The sequence below is a fragment of the Streptomyces zagrosensis genome (genome assembly GCF_014203645.1).
Lineage (GTDB): Bacteria > Actinomycetota > Actinomycetes > Streptomycetales > Streptomycetaceae > Streptomyces > Streptomyces zagrosensis.
On the sequence record NZ_JACHJL010000018.1, the window covers coordinates 23,034 to 40,232 of the forward strand.

Below are 17,199 nucleotides of genomic sequence, written 5' to 3' on the forward strand. Positions count from 1 at the left end.
CCGGCGCAGATCAGGCGTCCGACAGGGCCGTCGATGGCGGCACGGCCGCAGCCCGGTCCCCGCCGCGGTGCGAAGTGCCGCCGAGCCGCGTCGCCAACGGAACCAACGCGATGGCGACGGCGCCAAGCAGCCCGGCCGCGGCGAACGCGGGGAACCCCCAGGACTCGTTGCCGTGCGCGGCCAAGGCACCACCGAGCCATGGCCCGAACACGGCGCCGGTGCGCCCGACGCCGGTCACCCAGCCGAGGCCGGCGGCCCGTTCGCTCCCCTGGTAGACGGCGCCGGTGGCCGCGTACACCATCACCTGCGCGCTGAACAGCCAGACACCGGTGACGGCCACCACGGCGTACATCACCGCCATCGGGAGGTCCGCCTTGAGCAGGAGCGCACCCGCAGCGGTGAGCACGAACCACAGCGCGGAGATCCTGACGGCGCCGAACCGGTCGGCGGCGCGCCCCGCGATGAGCATGCCGACGATGCCGCCCGCGTTGATGACCAGCAGGAAACTGACCGACGAGGTCAGGCCGTAACCCGCTGCCCGCATCAACTGCGGCAGCCAGGTACTCACCCCGTACACCAGCAGCAGACCGCTGAAGGAGGCGAGCCACAACAGCGGTGTCGCCCAGCGGACCTCGGGCCTGAACAGGGCCAGGACCGTGCTCCAGCGGCCCTGCGCCCCGCCGGCGGGGGTCTGCGCCGCGCCGGGCGCGGGCAGCCCATAGCGGCCGGCCACCTGGGCGGCCTGGGATTGCTTGCCCCAGGCGTGCAGCACCCCCGGCGACTCGGGCAGTAGCTTGAGCAGCAAGGGGGTGGCGATCAGCGCGGGCAACACACCGGCCCAAAACACCCAGCGCCAGCCCCAGGCCGGGGCCACCGTCATGCCGAGTGCCGTGGCCACCATGCCGCCGGCGTGGTACGAGGTCATCAGCAGCCCGGTGGTCAGTGCCGCGCGCCCCGGTGGCGCAAACTCCAAGATCATCGCCAGGCACAGCGGCATCAGGCCCCCGAGCCCGAGCCCCGCAACGAATCGCCCGGCGCCGAACAGGGTGGCGGTCTCAGCCACCGCACACAGCGCGGAGCCCAGCGAGAACAGCGCCACACTGCCGATCAGCAGGGGCCTGCGGCCCAGCCAGTCGGTGAGGTTTCCCGTGACCAGCGCGCCGATGAGCATGCCGAAGGTGGTCCAACTGCCGATGGTGCCGGCGGTGGACGAGGTCAGGCCGAGGCCGGTGTCGTCCAGCAGATGAGGCATGACGGCGCCGTACATGGTGACGTCCATGCCGTCGAAGAACACGGCCAGCCAGCACAGGGCGAGAACGGGGAACACGGTGCGCAGGCTGTGCGGTGGGCGGCCGGTGGGCTGCGCTTGCTGGTCCGGTTTTCCGGTGGAGGTCATGTCCGTCCTTGGGGGTACGCGTGCACAACACTGTGCGTTCGCATAGTGAACTTCACTTCACTGAGTGAGGTGGCATGAGTGTCCGGGGGAGTTGTCCGGGTGTCAACGGTCGCGGCCGGACACATTCCGGCGACGGCCTCAGCGAAGCGGCCACTTACCCGGCGGCGACGCGGGCCTGCTCGCCGCGAACGGGCGCGTGGCCCACCGAGCCGGCGCTTGGCACCAAGGGCGAACCAGTGCGGCGCATGGCCGGGCGCACAAACGGCCGGGCGCCCCTTGCGTACAGGATGCGCCCGGCCGGTGTGTGTGCAGGTCAGATGGGGTACTGGGCCTCCTGCGCACGCATGGTGATCCAGCGGGTGTCCGTAAATGCCTCGATGTTGGCCGCACCGCCGAAGCGGGCACCGGTGCCCGATGCGCCGACACCGCCCATGGGAGCGAGCGCCTCGTCGTTGACCGTCTGGTCGTTGATGTGGACCAGGCCGGTGGGTATGCGCTCGGCCAGGTGCAGGCCCCGCATCACATCGCGGGTGAGGATGCCCAGCGAAAGTCCGTACTCGCTCTCGGTGGCCATGGCCACCGCCTCGTCGGTGTCACGGAACGCGCGGACCGGTGCGACCGGGCCGAAGACCTCCTCGGTGTAAGCCGGGGAGGAGCCGGTGACCTCGGTGAGGACCGTTGGACGGTAGAAAAGACCTTCGTGGGTACCACCGGCGGCCAGCCGGGCGCCACCCTTGACACTCGCGGTCACCAGCGAGTGAATCTTGTCGCGCTGGGTGGCGTCGATGATCGGGCCGAGAGCCACCTCAGGGCGGGTCGGGTCGCCAACGGTGAGCTGCTCCGCCTTGTGCGCAAGGCGCTCGGCGTACTCGTCGGCGATCGACTCGTGCACCAGATGGCGCCCGGTGGTCATGCAGATCTGCCCCTGGTGGAAGAAGGACCCCCAGGCCGCGGTGGACACCGCGCGCTCCACGTCGGCGTCGGGCAGCACGATGATCGCCGAGTTGCCGCCGAGCTCCAGATGGACGCGCTTGAGGTGCTCGGCCGCTGCGGCCCCGACCTTGCGCCCGGCCGCCGTCGATCCGGTGAAGGAGATCACCCGGGTGTGCGGATCGGTGACGAGGGCCTGCCCGGCCTCGGGCCCACCAGGCACCATGGCCAAGACGCCCGCGGGCAACCCGGCCTCCTCGAAGACCCGCATCACGGCCACACCACCGCAAACCGCCGTGCGCGGGTCCGGCTTGAGCACCACCGCGTTGCCAAGGGCGAGCGCAGGCGCCACCGAGCGGGTGGCCAGCACCAACGGGGCGTTGAACGGCGCGATGACGCCAACCACCCCGACCGGTGTGCGGCGCACCATGCTCAGGCGCGGTTGGGCGGAGGGCAACAGTTCACCGAACGGGCGGGACGCCAGGGCCGCCGCCTCGTAGCACTCCTGCGCTGCCAGGGTGGTCTCGAACTCGGCCTTGCCGAGGACGCTGCCCGCCTCGCGGATCAACCAACCGTGGATCTCCTCGGCACGCTCGGTGAACAGGTCGCCCGCGCGGCGCATGATCGCGGCCCGCTCGGTGTAGGGGGTGTCGGCCCACTGCTGCTGGGCCGTGGCGGCCCGTGCGGTGGCGCGGGCGATGTCCTCGGCGCGCCCGGAACCGATGCGCTCCAAGGTGTTGCCGGTGGCCGGTTCGACGACGGAGACCTGACCGCCCGTGGCGGGGGTCCAGCCGCCGATGCCGATCATGCCGGACCAGACGGTGGGGTCGAGAAGGGACATCACACACTCCTTGCTGAGCGGGGGCGTACGCGGACGACGAGGATCGGCATCATGGCTGAAATGTCGGATCAGGCTCGACGACGACCTCAAGAACGAGCGGCTCCGCGCGCGTTTCGAACGTCGTGACCAGGGAATCTAGCTCGCTGATCAGATTGTCGTAATGGGTGATCTGGCGGGCCGGGCAACCCAGGGCCTCGGCGAGCGAGCCTACGCTCACCTCCTCGAAGGCGGGCCAGGGGGCCTTGCCGCCCTGCTTCTCGGCGAGCCGGTCCATGATTGCGTACCGGCTGTTGGCCAGTACGACGAAGACGGCGCCGACGCCATAGTGGGCGGCGGTCCACAGCGCCTGAATCTGGTAGAGCGAGGAGCCGTCACCGACGACGGCGACCACCGGGCGGTGTGGCGCTGCCATGCGGATGCCGATGGCCGCGGGAAGGGCGAAGCCCAGGCCCCCCATCGCGGCGCTGAGGAAACCGAGCGGCTGCCGGGCCGGAATGAGGGCGTGCAAATCGGGGCGGCTGGAGGGGGTCTCCTCAACCAACACCGTGTCGGCAGGCAGTCGCTCGGCGAGCGCGGCCAACACGTGCGCCGCACGCAGCGCCTCGCCGGGGCGCGGGGGCGCAGGCGGCTGGGCGCGCTCAGGGATCTCAGGGGCCTGGTCACGGGCGGGAACCTGGGCCGCGAGCGCCGCGCACAAGGCGGGCAGCGGGGCCACGACGGCGAGCTCGACAGGGGCGCGGTGGGCCTCATTGGGATCGTCGGTGACCAGCGCAAGACGGGTGCCAGGATGCACCAACGGGCCTGGTACATAGGCGTACTGACGCAGCATCGGGGCGCCGATGGCGAGCACTACATCGTAGGGGGCGAGAGTGTCCCGCAGCCGGGCGCGGTCGGCCGGCAGGTGCCCGGCGAAGAGTCGGTGCTGCTGGGGGAAGCCGGCGCGCGCGCCGAACGACTCCTGCCATACGGGGCAGTTCAACCGCTCGGCCAGCGCGGTGAGCGCCTCCCAGCCCGCCGCGGTGTCCGCTGCGGCACCGGCGACCAGTGCGGGGGAGCGGGCTCCGTGCAGGAGGTGGGCGAGTTGCGCGACGCTTTCCGGGTCGGCCGCGGTGGCCTGCCGAAGGGTGGCGGGGGCGGGGATGGGCAGGTCATCGGCGGGCTCGGCCCAGTCGTTCATGGGCACGATGACGAGGGCCGGACCGCGCTGGGTGCGGGCGGCGTGTGCGGCCCGGCCAATCGCTCCGGGCACGTCCTGCGCTCGAAGCGGGGTCTCCACCCGTACCGGATAGTCGCCTGCCAAGCCCTCCAACTTGCCGGCGAGGAAGGGCTCTTGGGCCAGATGGCGTCGATCTTGCTGGCCGGTCAGCACCACCAGGGGCGCGCGGTTGACCCGCGCGGTGGCCAGGGCTCCCACGGCGTTGCCGAGCCCGGCGGTGGTGTGCAGCAAGACCAGCGCGGGCGCATCGCGCACGATCGCCCAGCCGGTGGCAGCGCCCACCACCGACCCCTCGTGGAGTGCGAGGATGAAGTCGAGGTCATCGGGTAGGTCGGCGAGCAGCGCGACCTCTGTGGAGCCCGGGTTGGCGAAGATGGTGGTCATGCCGTGGTGGCGCATGACGTCGAAGGCGGCATCGCGAACAGTGCGCATCGTGGCGGTGTTTCCTTTCCCTACCCGGTGGTTGTCCGGGTGCGGTTGTGAAGAGTTGACCAAGTCCAAGAGGTGAGCGGACTCAACTCGGTGTCGTCCGCGCGGCGCGGACCTGGGAGAGCAGGCAGAACCCGACGACGACGATCCCGGCATCCAGCCAGACGGCCGCGGTCCAACTGCCGGTGGAGTCCCGCAACACGCCGCCAACGGCCGGCGACAACACGGCGCCCGTCTCGCCGATCAGGTTCTGCATGCCGAAGGCGGAGCCGCGCAGTTCCGGCCGGGCCAGGTCGGCGGTGAGCGCATGGCCCACGGGTTGCAGGGCGTTGAAGAAGAGGCTGGTGGTGAACAGCAGTACACCCATCACCCATAGCGAGGGCTTGTCTGCGGCGCTGAGGTACCAGGCGAAGGCGAGGGTGAGTACGGCCTGTACGCCGGTGAAGCTCAACATGATCGTTTTACGGTTCCAGCCGCGCCGCACCCCGTAGTCGCAGAGCAGACCGCCAGCGGGAAAGCCGAGGATGCCCGCACCCGCGTTGAATCCGGCGGTGAGCGCGGCGCTCGCGAAGGACGAGTGCGCGGCGCCCGCGACGATCGACACGGACCAAAAGCTGAAGAACCACAGGTTCCACAGGATCGCGATGTTGGCGAGGTAGAGAAGAAAGAGATCGCGGTTTTTGAGTACCGGACCGAGTTCTTCACCCTTGCGGGCCAGCGCGAACAGGACGAGACCGGCGGCGAGTACGACCTCAAGGACGGCGATCCATAGATCGGACAGGCCCAGTCGGTCGCCGATCAGATAGACGGCCATGATCAGGACCAGCGATACGAGGGAATAGCCGCCCAGGTGCAAGGCCGCCCGGCCAACGGTGCGTAGCCGCAGATGGGTACGGAAGTACCAGGTGGTGAGGAGGCCGACGAGCAAGGTCGCGACACCGAGAATCCAAAACGCCATCCGCCAGGCTTCGACGTCGGGCAAGAACACCTTGCCCACATCGATGAAGTGGGGCGTGCAGACGGTGGCGATCGTGATGCCGAAGGCGAGCCCGGTGATGACCACGCCCATGCCCAGGCTGCGGTTTCGCTCCGGAGTGACGGCGGTGATCAGGGTGCGGTCGTTGGAGTAGAAGGCACCCTCACCGAGTCCGGTGACCACGCGAACGACGATGAACGCGGTCAGCCCGCCCAGAAAGCCGGTGAGGATGGTGGCCACCCCGGCCCACAGCAGGCTCACCACGATGAGCGTGCGATGCCCGTAGCGGTCGCCGAGGTAGCCGCCGGGAAACTGGGTGAGCATGTACCCCGCGAAGAAGAGGCCACCGATGAGCCCGCCCAGCGCGTGCGGGTTATCGGTGTCCGCCAAGAACCCCACACCGTTGTCGATCATCCAGGAGACCACCGGGCCGGTGACGGCGCGGTCGGCGGCGCTGACCGTCCAGCCCAGGAGCAGCACGAACCACAGGGTGTGCCACGGCCGCAGACGGCGTGAGCCGGTGCCCGCGGCCTGATCGGCCCCCTCGCTTGCGACCGGGCCTGGGGCCGGGGCGTCTTCAGGTACAGCCTTCATCGAGGGTCTCCTTGCTGGGTGGGCGGCCCGCGGCCGGGAAAGCGGCCTGCGTGCAGTACCGCGAACCCCGCCGTGCCACCCCGCTGCTGTGTCGTCCTGGCCAAAGCCGCAGGACCCTGCCCCGTAAGCCGTTCCGTGCGGCGCCATGGTCGCTGCACCGACTGGCCGTAACCGTGGGGCGAGGGCCTTCAATTTAGGCATGTGCTCTGCACAGCGGAATGGTGGACGGCGCACTTTCTGCTATGCGGAATCTATTCCCTGTCATACGCCGCGATGGGGGTGGTTACTTCCCTGCCGGGCCGGGATGTTCCGGAGGCGAGTAGCTATTGGCGAGTGCCACTGTCTATTATGGATAGTGCTACTCGCCACTTACGGGGGTGGGCGCAAGGCGTCGGCGTGGCGCGGGCACCTCTCGTTCGGTGGACCGCCAGGCCGCTGGTCAAAGGCAGCGGCGCACGGGAGAAGTGGGGTCCGCTCCGCGGCCCCCGCCGCGTACCACTGGCGCCCGCGCGCTAGCCGGTTGGCCTGCTGGGGCTGCTGGGACTGCCGGAAACAGCCTCGGGCCTCTTGCCGCCGCGGACACCTCCCCTGTGATGGCCATGCCAGATAAATCGTCGTCGTAGCCGTTGAGGAGGTGGAGCTGAATGTTTACCTGGATCGCCGATGTGGCCCTGCGCAGGGCCCGGCTCATGCTGGTGCTTGGCGCCCTGACCGTGGTGGCCATGGCAGCCGTGGGAATGGGCGCGTTCGGCAAGCTGCAAGGTGGTGGTTTCGATGATCCAAATGCCGCCTCTACCCATGCCGAGTCCGTCATCGATGAGAAGTTCGACGGGGAGACCAACCTGGTGTTCCTCGTCCAGGCAGCGGGCGGCGCACCGGGTGCCAGTAGCCCCAACAGCTTCAACAGCTCCAACACCTCCAACAGAGCCGATGCACCGACCGTCGCCGAGCGGGGCCGCGCCATCGCCGCGGGCTTGCGAGGTGACCCCACCGTCTCCCAAGTGAGGTCCTCGTGGGACCCCGGCGGCGCGGCGCTGACCTCCAAGGACGGCCGAAAGGCGCTGGTCGTCGCCCATGTGAAGGGCGACGACGGCGAACGCGGGGACCGGGCCGACAAGCTGATCAGCGAGTACGGCGGCGACAGCGGCGGCGTCAGCGTGCAGGCGGGTGGAGCCGCCGCAGCCAGCAACGACATCACCGGGCAGGTAGGCAAGGACCTGGCGATAGCGGAAGCCATCGCCATCCCTGTGACCCTCATCCTGCTGGCGCTGGTCTTCGGCAGTTTCGTCGCGGCCCTGCTGCCGCTGGTCGTGGGACTCGTGGCCATCGTCGGCACCTTCGCCGAGTTGTTCGTGCTCGGCAGCCTCACCGATGTCTCGGTCTTCTCCATCAACCTGACCACCGCCCTTGGGCTGGGGCTCGGCATCGATTACGCGCTGCTCTTGGTCAGCCGCTTCCATGAGGAACTGGCCGCCGGATCGCAGGTGCCGCAGGCGTTGCAGCGCACCGTGCGTACGGCCGGGCGCACGATCGTCTTCTCCGCGGCGACGGTGGTTGCCGCGCTCGCCGCCCTGCTGATGTTTCCGCCGTTCTTCCTTCGCTCGTTCGCGTATGCGGGCATCGGCGTGGTGGTCATGGCGGTTCTCAGCGCCCTGTTCGTCATACCTCCGTTGCTCGCCGTGCTGGGGCACCGGGTGAACAAGGGGCGCGTGCCCTTCACCTCGGCGGTCCACCGCGCCGATGCCCCCGTGTGGGGCAAGTTGGCCGCGGTGGTGATGCGCCGCCCGGCGTGGACCGCGCTGCCCGTGCTCGCGGTGCTGCTCCTCGCGGCCAGCCCACTGCTCGGCGTCTCGTTCGGCACCGCGGATGAGCGGGTGCTGCCGGAAAGCGCGCAGAGCCGGCAGGTGGCGACACAGATGCAGCGCGACTTCCCCGAAAACGACAGCGACGCCCTCCAGGTCATCACGACCGCCCCCGTCGCAGACGGCCCGTTGCGGGCCTACGCCCAACAACTGTCGCAGCTCGACGGCGTTGTCCGGGTGGACACCAGCGCCGGCAGCTACCGGGCAGGCGCCGCGCAGGGGCCGACCCCAGGCGCGAAGGCGCTGGCTCGCCCCGATGCGCAACGCCTGGTGGTCGTTACCACGTACGAGCCAAAGTCGGATTCCGCACAGAGCCTGGTGCGTGAGGTCCGTGCGGTGGACGCACCATCGGGGTCCGGCGTGCTGGTGGGCGGTCAGGACGCGCAGCTCGTTGACTCCATACACGCCATCAGCTCCCGGTTGCCCATGGCGGGCGGGCTGATCGTGCTGACGACGTTCGTGCTGCTGTTCTTGTTCACCGGGAGCGTGGTGCAACCACTGCGCGCGCTGGCGCTCAACGCCATCAGCCTGGCCGCGGCACTGGGAGTCATGGCATGGATCTTCGCGGACGGACACGCCTCGTCGCTGCTCGGCTTCACCGCACAACCGTTGGACACCTCGATGGCGGTGCTGCTGCTGTGCGTGGCATTCGGACTGTCCATGGATTACGAGGTCTTCGTGACGAGCCGCATGAAGGAGCTGCGCGACGCGGGGGTAACGGGGGAGCGCGTGGTGACCGAGGGCCTCGCTAGGACGGGCCGCATCGTGACGGTGGCTGCCGGATTGCTCTCGGTGAGCTTCTTTGCCTTCGGTACGAGCCAGATCAGCTTCTTGATGATGTTCGGCCTCGGCAGCGGCCTCGCCATCGTCATCGACGCGGTGCTGGTCAGGGGCGTCTTGGTGCCGGCCGCCATGCGGCTACTGGGCGGCGCCGCGTGGTACGCACCGACCGTCTTGCGCAGGCTGCACGCCCGCGTGGGGCTCTCCGAATCCGACCCCCGCACCGCCACCGAGACCGAGACCGAAGCGCCAACCGACGACACCGCATGTGCGCCGCGCGTGGGCGCACGGGGCCGGGGCTGAGCTCCCGGGGGTGCCGCCACTCGCGGCGCCCCCGGCTGCTGGCCGTCCCGCATGGCCGACTCGGGGCCGTACGGGAGGGCCCATCGGCCCGCAGCCCGCCGCCCGGCAGTCCGCGCCCGGCAGTCCGCCGCCCCGCCGCCCGCAGCCCGGCGTGCCCCGGGGCCGGCACGCACTTCTGCCTAGCAGAACATCACTGGATAGGATTCTGTTATGCAGAACTCCTTGGATGATGTCTACGGCGCAAGCTCCGTGGCGAATGCGCTACGCACGCTGGTCTATTTGGGTGGCCGCGACACGGTCCGGGTGACGGACGTCAGTGACCATCTGGGCGTCGCCCGTTCCACCGCGCATCGGCTGCTGTCCACCCTGCGCGGCCACGGATTCGTCGAGCAGGTGCCCGGCGGTCGGCATTACCGACTGGGTCCGGTACTGCTGGGCCTGGCACAGGGCCGGGCGGCTGTGGAGTCCCGTAGACGCATCGGCACCCGGGAACTGGTCCGCATCACCCGACCCCACCTGGAACGGCTGCGGGATGCAGCGGCCGAAACCAGCAATCTGCTCCAACTCGACGGCCCCGACGCGGTGTTCCTGGACGGCGTGGAGGGCCCGCATCCGCTGCGCGTCGCACCGCGAACGGGGGACCGGTTGCCGGCCTACACGACGGCGGGCGGCAAGGCGCAGTTGGCGGAACTGCCCTGGGAAACGGTGCGCATGAGCTACCCGCACGGCTTGGAGCGGCTGACCTCGGCGACGGTGGGGGACCTCGACGCACTGGAAAAAGACCTCGCGGCCTGCCGTAGCCGCGGCTATGCGCTCAACATCGATGAGAGCGTGACCGATGTGCACGGCATCGGCGTGGGGGTGCGGGATCGAGAGGGCGTGTGCGTCGCCGCGGTGACGATCTCCGCGCCCAGCACCCGCCTCGGTGCTGACCGCGCCGCCGGCATAGCGCCCTTGCTCCGCGAGACGGCCGAGGCGATCGGGAGCGAACTTTAGAAGCCGCGCCCCGGAGCGGCAAGCCGCCGGGCGAGGTGCGCGGCGCTCATTCGTGAGCGCACGGGTGCCGGTCTGGCAGATGCGTAGGGGCGGTGCGGCCGATGCCCTGGGACGGGCGACGCAACCGCGGCAGGGCGATGTGCTGGCCCGGGACCGTATGCCCTGTGTCGGGTGGGAGTCGAGGGGCCGAAGTGGGGTACGCGGCAGGTGTTCCCGTATCGACGCCGGGTGCCGACCTTCGTACGACAGGTTGTACGCACCGCCCCGCGGACGGATCGCACCGCCGGCCGCGGCCAGGGGCCCCGGCCGGGTGCGCGCGGCCAGGTCGCTCACCGGCCCACCCGGCCCATCTGGCCCATCCGGTCACGGTACGGCCGCGTTCGGGCAGGCGATCGACAAGGAGTGGCGTGATGGGCGGCACCGCGAACGAACAGCAGGGCAACACCGCGTACGGGAAGAAGCCGTTCAAGCGCTCGGCGAGTCATTTCACCGACCGCATCACGGCTGATGGCAGGGACGGCTGGCCCGTCGAGGCCGGCCGCTACCGGCTGGTCGTCAGCCGGGCCTGCCCCTGGGCCAGCCGAGCGGTGATCTCGCGCCGGTTGCTGGGCCTGGAAGGCGCCCTGTCCATGGCCATCACCGACCCGTTGCAAGATGACCGAAGCTGGCGGTTCACACTCGACCCCGATGGCCGCGACCCGGTGCTCGGCATCCGGTTCCTCAGCGAGGCATACGACGCGCGCGAGACGGGATACCCGGGCGGGGTGAGCGTGCCCGCCATCGTGGAGGAATCCAGCGGTCGGTTGGTCACCAACGACTATCAGCAGCTCACGCTCGATCTGGCCACCGAGTGGACCGCGCTGCACCGGCCCGGAGTGCCGGATCTGTATCCCGTCGCGCTTCGAGAGGAGATCGACGAGGTCGCCGCGGGAATCTACCGCGACATCAACAACGGTGTGTACAAGGCGGGCTTCGCCACGGACCAGGCCACCTATGAACGGGCGTGCCTGGCCCTGTTCCAGCGGCTACAGGAGGTAGCGGCGCGCCTCGCCGACCGCCGGTACTTGGTCGGCGATTCCCTCACCGAGGCCGATATTCGGCTGTTCACGACGCTGGTCCGTTTCGATGTCGTCTACCACGGCCACTTCAAGTGCAACCGGTGGAAGCTGGCCGAAGACCGGGTGTTGTGGGGCTACGCACGGGACCTCTTCCAAACACCCGGCTTCGGGGACACCGTGGACTTCGACCACATCAAGCGGCACTACTACCAGGTGCATACGGGCATCAACCCCACCGGCATCGTCGCGCTCGGGCCCACCCTCGCCCAGTGGCTGACGCCGCACCACCGTGCGGAACTCGGCGGCAGCCCCTTCGGCGACGGCACGCCCCCAGGCTCGGTGCCCGCGGGCGAAGAGGTCAGCGCGGCAGGACGCCCCTGACGGGCCTGCGGCAGGCCGGACGCCGCACAAGCGCCGGACGCCGCACAAGCGCCGGGCCGGCGCACGCGGGCCGACTCCGCGGGCCCAGCCGCCATCGCGCACGGGCTGCACGCAGACAACGAGCGGCGCGAGTGGGACGCTGATGGTGATGGATCGGGGCACCACCGTGCGAGCCCGCGGACGCGATTCGCGCGGCGGGAGCGCTGGGCGGGGGCGGCCCACACCTACGCGAGGCCCGATCCACCGCTGGCCCAGCCCCTCCTCATAGGCGCCCACACCACCGCATCCCCGTGTGTGCTGCTGCTTCAGCAGCACTCTGCTGCTGAAGGGACTCATGACGGCCATGGCTGACCACGACGCACCCTGCGACACGGAAACCCCCAACAACACGCCCACAACCGCCGCCCAGACGCCCGCGAATACCGCGAACACCGACCGAACAACCACGAACGTCGCCGAGACGCCAGCGACCGCTGCCGAAGCGCCCACCACGGAAGCACCCGTGGCCCCGACCCCCGACGAGGTCGGCGCCATGTACGACGAGTTCGGCGACATGATCGCCATGACGCTCGGCGGCGCCGCCGTGCACGTGGGCATGTTCGTACCGCACGACGTGCCCACGCGCATGACGTCCCTCGTTGATCTGTCCGATCTCGCGCAGGAGCGCCAAACCGACTTTCTCATCGACACCCTTGCCCCCAGCTCCGACGCCAACCTCCTCGACATCGGCTGTGGCACCGGCGGCCCGGCCCTGCGGCTGGCTCAGCGCTCCGGCGCGCGGGTCACCGCAGTGACCGTAAGCCGCAGCCAACTCGACCAGTGCCACGAGCGGGCGCGTGCGGCGGGGCTCGGCGAGCGCGTCACGTTCACGCGCGGCAACGCCATGGACCTGACGTACGCGGATGCCACCTTCGACGCCGCCTGGTCCATCGACTGCTTCGCCCATCTGTCCGACCGGCCCGCTGGCCTGCGCGAGGCACGGCGGGTCATCCGACCGGGCGGGCACCTGCTGCTGACGGAGTTCTTCCAACGCGGCACGCCCGGCGCAAAGGAGGTGGCCGCCTTCAGCCAGCTATGGGCCAGTCCGCCTCCGACAACGTTCAACACGCTGCTGGCCGAGGTACAGGACGCGGGACTTGAGGTCCTGAAGGTGCAGAACATGACCGCGAACATGGTCCTCACCAGCGAAGTGATGGGCATCGTCTACCAGGACCGGCGCGCGGAGATCGAGGAGCGCTACGGCAAGGAGATGACGGCCCGAACAGATCTGTTGATGGACCCCTACCGTCGCTTCTGTCGGGACTTCATGGAATATCACCTGTTGTTGCTGCGTACGCCGGAGCAGTAAGTCGCCGTACGACCGGGCGTGCCGGCCCTGCCCAAGCGCTGGCCGGCACGCGTGCGCACGCCGCCAGGCCACCACCGAGCGTGGGGCGACCGACAACGCCGAGCTGCCCGTCTCACGTCGATGCAACGACGGGCACCCCTGCCATCTGCACCGCCACGCTTGCCAGTTAGCCGACCCAGCCGACCCAGCCGACCCAGCCGCGCCGGTGACGACACTGGAGCAGGCACACTGAGCACCCCGCACGCGGCGACGACAAGGTAAGCACGCATGGACAATCCGCCTTACGACTACAGCCCGATCGTCGGGCGCGAGCCCATCCGCTGGCCGGGAGGTGCTCGCATCGCCTTCTACGTCGCGGTGAACGTCGAGCACTACCAGCTCGGTCGCCCCTCGCTGAGCATTTCCCCCAGCACTGCGGAGCTGGCCCCCGATCCCCTGAACCACGGCTGGCGGGATTACGGGCCCCGGGTGGGCATCTGGCGACTGATCGACAGCCTTGACCGGTACCCCTTGCGCGCCAGTGTGATGCTCAACTCCGATGTCTGCGCGCGCTACCCACAGATCATCGAAGCGGGCCGCGCTCGACACTGGGCCTGGATCGCCCATGGCAAGAACAATTCCATCCTGCAAGCCGACATGACCCCTGACGCGGAGCGCGCCTATCTGGCCGACGTCATCGACACCATCGACAAGGCCACCGGCCACCGGCCGCGCGGCTGGCTGGGTCCCGCGCTCACCGAAACCTTCTACACCCCGGCGCTCCTGGCCGAGTTGGGGTTGGGCTACGTCCTTGACTGGGCCAACGACGACCAGCCGTACTGGCTGAACGTGCCCGAGATGTTGAGCGTCCCCTATCCCATCGAGCTCAATGACATCAGCTTGTTCGTCGGCCAAAGCCTCAGCGGACCGGATTTCCTCCAGATCGTCAAGGACCAGTTGGACCAGCTCTACGCCGAATCGGCAGACAGCGGACGGGTCATGTCGCTGGCGCTCCACCCGTTCATCATCAACCAGCCATTCCGCCATAAGTATGTGGTGCAGGCGCTTGACTACATCGTGCAACACCCCGGAATCTGGCTCACGACCAGCGACGAGATCGCCCAGCATTACGCGCTGACGCACGCCCGCGGCCCGATCTGACCCGTGCTGATCTGTGCCGCCCTGTGCCCGCCTGCCGGGCCGACGCGCGGGGCGAGCCGTGTCGGGGGCGCATCCGAAGGGGCGTATTAGGTGAATGCGGGGGAGGGGGCGCACCTTCCGCTGTCGGCCCGCGCTCGCGCCCGTACGCCCCCGGCTCGCTGCACCGTCGCCATCTCGGTGCTTACGCCTGCTCCCAGGGAGCCCGCACCGTGGCCTGCCATCCGGTGGCAGCGCATCATCGCCGGGACGGTGCGCCCGCCACAGCCGGCACCACTGCCCGTACCCCAGGTGCGGGGGCACGGGCAGCCCGGTGTGCGCGCGCTACGCGGGTGAAGCGGTGACTACTTGAGGCCGTTGTCGATGGCGGTCATGAGGCTGCCGTTCGGGGTGTCGCCTGACATTTCCCAGATCATGGCGCCCAACAGGTTCTTGGACTTGATCCAGGCGGTCTTCTTCCCGATCGACCAGGCATCGTCGAAGGACCACCACTGGCCGCCTGGTCCGGTGTAACCGGATGTGGAGATGGACTGTTCGTCGTGGTGGATGGTCATGTTGGGCACGCTGGCCAGCATGTTCTGATAGCCGCGAATGCCGGCCTCCTCGGCGAACTGCCCTGGCGCGGCGCCTGTTGCTGACTGCCACTCGCCACGTTTGCCGCCTTCGGCGACGCCCTGCCAACCGCGGCCGTAGAACGGGAAGCCGATGGTGAGCTTGCGCGGATTGACCCCGGCATCGGTGTAGATCTTCAGGGCGTTCTCGATGCTGAAGTGGGTCGGGTAGGGGTCGTCGGTGTCGGTGTAGAGGTTGCCCTGGTGGCCGGTGCGGTTCGGCTCCCAGGAGTTGTCGCTGCCCGAGCCGTGGAAGTCGTAGCCCTGGATGTTGGCGAAGTCCAGGTAGTTGAAGATCTTCGACAGGTCCCAGCCCTGCTCGACCTTGACCGGGTCGGCCGGCGTGAAGGCGGTCAGCAACTTGCGCTCGCCGCCCGTCGCGTCGAGTTGTTTGCGGAACTCGGCGAGCAGCGCCGTCAGGTTCTCCTTGTCCTTGGGGCTGTAGTGGTTGCCCGGGTGGCCGTCGGGCGAGCCGGGCCATTCCCAGTCCAGGTCGATGCCGTCGAAGACACCAGCGCCCGTGCCGGGGCCGCCCGCACCGTTGTAAACGGGCAGATTGCCCTTGATCCACACGTCGATGCAGGACTTCACGAGCTTCTCGCGGGAGGCCGGGGTCGCCGCGGCGTCGGAGAAGAACTTCGAGAACGTCCAACCGCCGAGCGAGGCAACGACCTTGAGGTGTGGATGCTTGGCCTTCAGCTTCTTGATCTGGTTGAAGTTGCCTCGCAACTTGCCCCAGCCATCATCGGCCACGCCGTCCACCGACTGGGCCGCCGACATGGGTCGGGCATAGTCGGCGTCCGCGTCTCCCGCGCCGGTTCCCTGGTCAGGGTCTTGCGGATTGGTGGTGGTGCCCTTGGTGACCCCGGCCAGACAGGTGAGGTTGGTGGGATCGAGGTTCTCGAAGGCGTAGTTGATGACGTCGAGTTTGGCGGCGGCGCCCGAGGTCTCCAGGTTCTTGACGAAGTATTGGCGGCCGTAGATGCCCCACTGGACGAAGTACCCGACGTTGAGGTGCTTGCCGGAACCAGCCAGGTCGTCGGTGGTGACCTTCAGTGCGTTGGAGGCGGGGGAGGAGTTTTCGGCCGCGTCTCGCGCCTTGACGGTGAAGGCGTATTCGGTGACGGGGGAGAGCCCGCTGATCACGGCCGTGGTGGTGTCCGCGGCGACGGTCTTCGCCAACGTGCCGTCACGGTATACGTCGTACGCCGCCACTGCGACGTTGTCCGTTGCCTTGTTCCACGCCAGGCTGACGGTGGAGGCCGTCTTGGCGGTGGAGCGAAGGTCGCCAGGTGCGGTCGGCGGGGTGGGGTCGGTGGCCGGGTCCACGGTGGTGGCGCTCACCGGTGCGCTGAGTGCACCGAGGTTGCCGCGAGTGTCCTTGGCCCGTACGGCGAACTGATAGGTGGTGGCCGGCGTCAGCTCGCTGATGGTTGCCGACGTGGTGGGCGATGTGGCCACGGTCGTTCCGTTGGAGACCACCTCGTAAGCGGCCACGGGGTAGTCACCGGCCGAGGCTGCGGTCCAGTTCAGCGCGATACTGCGGGCCGTGGCGGTAGTGACTTTAGGGGCGCCGGGAGCAGTAGGCGGCACGTCGGGAGTGCCATCGCACTTGTCACCGTTGACCGTGCAGCCCTTCGGTGCGCTGGCCGGCCCGTTGCCGATGAACCAGTAGCTGAAGGGGCCGCTGCTGCCGCCGGCCGGAACGGTGCCGTTGTAGTGGGCGTTTTTGACCGAGACATGGCTTCCGGTGACGGTCGCCTCACCGTAGTAGTGACCGGTCGTGGTGGTGCCGGCCGGGAGGTCGAACTCCAACTGCCATCCGGTGACGGCAGTTGAACCGCTGTTGTGGAGGGTGTACGTGCCCTTCCACCAGGAACCGTTGTTCTCGATGGAGAAGGTCGCCGTGAGTTTTCCGGCCGCTTGCGCGGAACTCGACAAGCCGGTCAGCAGGGCCAGCGGAAGAAAGAGGGCGGTGAGCAAAGCCGCGGCTTTGCTCCGGAATCTGCGGTGGGGATGGGACATGGCTCTCTCCCTGTGGGGGTTGTACAGGGGATGTGCAGAACCGTGCATGCGCGCGCATCACCTGGGGGCCGTGGTGCGTGGTCGTGGGGCATCGGCGGCCAGGGAAGCAGTCGTACGGTAAATGGTCTGGACCAAGTCGTCAACGGTTCGGGCCGCGTAGCGGGACGGCGCAGCGAACACCGCTGGTCCGTTTGCCGGGAGCGCGGCCGATGCGCCGCTGTTCCTGCGTCCGTGGCCTTGACCCCGCTGCCCCTCCCGGAACACCCCTCCCAGCGGCACCCACCACTGCGCAGCGCGAGTAGGGCGAGCCGAAGAA

10 protein-coding genes are annotated in these 17,199 nt (G+C 69.0%); 5 read left to right on the forward strand and 5 right to left on the reverse strand.

The genetic code is table 11. The features are described from left to right. Positions 1–10: 10 nt before the first annotated feature. From FHS42_RS27650 to FHS42_RS27665, 4 genes are all read right to left on the reverse strand, one after another. Positions 11–1,396 carry an MFS transporter gene (locus tag FHS42_RS27650; RefSeq protein ID WP_221476945.1) on the reverse strand — a complete coding sequence of 462 codons (1,386 nt, stop codon included), beginning with the start codon at positions 1,394–1,396 and terminating at the stop codon, positions 11–13. 313 nt (positions 1,397–1,709) lie between these two features. Next, positions 1,710–3,167: a benzaldehyde dehydrogenase gene (locus FHS42_RS27655; protein ID WP_184576661.1), complete on the reverse strand. Its 1,458-nt coding sequence runs from the start codon at positions 3,165–3,167 to the stop codon at positions 1,710–1,712. A gap of 49 nt (positions 3,168–3,216) precedes the next feature. After that, the gene (locus FHS42_RS27660; RefSeq protein ID WP_184576663.1) at positions 3,217–4,815 is read right to left on the reverse strand and encodes a thiamine pyrophosphate-dependent enzyme; all 1,599 of its coding nucleotides are present in this window, start codon (positions 4,813–4,815) and stop codon (positions 3,217–3,219) included. Between the two features lie 82 nt (positions 4,816–4,897). Continuing rightward, a complete protein-coding gene (locus FHS42_RS27665; protein WP_184576665.1) occupies positions 4,898–6,382 on the reverse strand; it encodes an MFS transporter in 1,485 nt (494 codons plus the stop codon). A 644-nt stretch (positions 6,383–7,026) separates the two neighbouring features. On the opposite strand from FHS42_RS27665, the gene FHS42_RS27670 reads away from it, so the two are divergent. The 5 genes from FHS42_RS27670 to FHS42_RS27690 all read left to right on the forward strand — a co-directional run bounded on the left by FHS42_RS27670 (position 7,027) and on the right by FHS42_RS27690 (position 14,250). After that, positions 7,027–9,327: an MMPL family transporter gene (locus tag FHS42_RS27670; RefSeq protein WP_184576667.1), complete on the forward strand. Its 2,301-nt coding sequence runs from the start codon at positions 7,027–7,029 to the stop codon at positions 9,325–9,327. A 210-nt stretch (positions 9,328–9,537) separates the two neighbouring features. Continuing rightward, complete coding sequence (locus FHS42_RS27675) at positions 9,538–10,323, forward strand: IclR family transcriptional regulator (RefSeq protein ID WP_184576668.1); 786 nt, start codon at positions 9,538–9,540, stop codon at positions 10,321–10,323. Between the two features lie 410 nt (positions 10,324–10,733). Beyond that, a complete protein-coding gene (locus tag FHS42_RS27680) occupies positions 10,734–11,762 on the forward strand; it encodes a glutathione S-transferase family protein (protein ID WP_184576670.1) in 1,029 nt (342 codons plus the stop codon). Between the two features lie 343 nt (positions 11,763–12,105). After that, positions 12,106–13,110 carry an SAM-dependent methyltransferase gene (locus FHS42_RS27685; RefSeq protein WP_246495500.1) on the forward strand — a complete coding sequence of 335 codons (1,005 nt, stop codon included), beginning with the start codon at positions 12,106–12,108 and terminating at the stop codon, positions 13,108–13,110. 267 nt (positions 13,111–13,377) lie between these two features. Beyond that, a complete protein-coding gene (locus tag FHS42_RS27690; RefSeq protein WP_184576672.1) occupies positions 13,378–14,250 on the forward strand; it encodes a polysaccharide deacetylase family protein in 873 nt (290 codons plus the stop codon). A gap of 341 nt (positions 14,251–14,591) precedes the next feature. On the opposite strand, the gene FHS42_RS27695 is transcribed toward FHS42_RS27690, so the two are convergent. Then, on the reverse strand, positions 14,592–16,883 hold the full coding sequence (locus tag FHS42_RS27695; protein WP_184576674.1) for a glycosyl hydrolase family 18 protein: 2,292 nt from the start codon (positions 16,881–16,883) through the stop codon (positions 14,592–14,594). Positions 16,884–17,199: the final 316 nt, after the last annotated feature.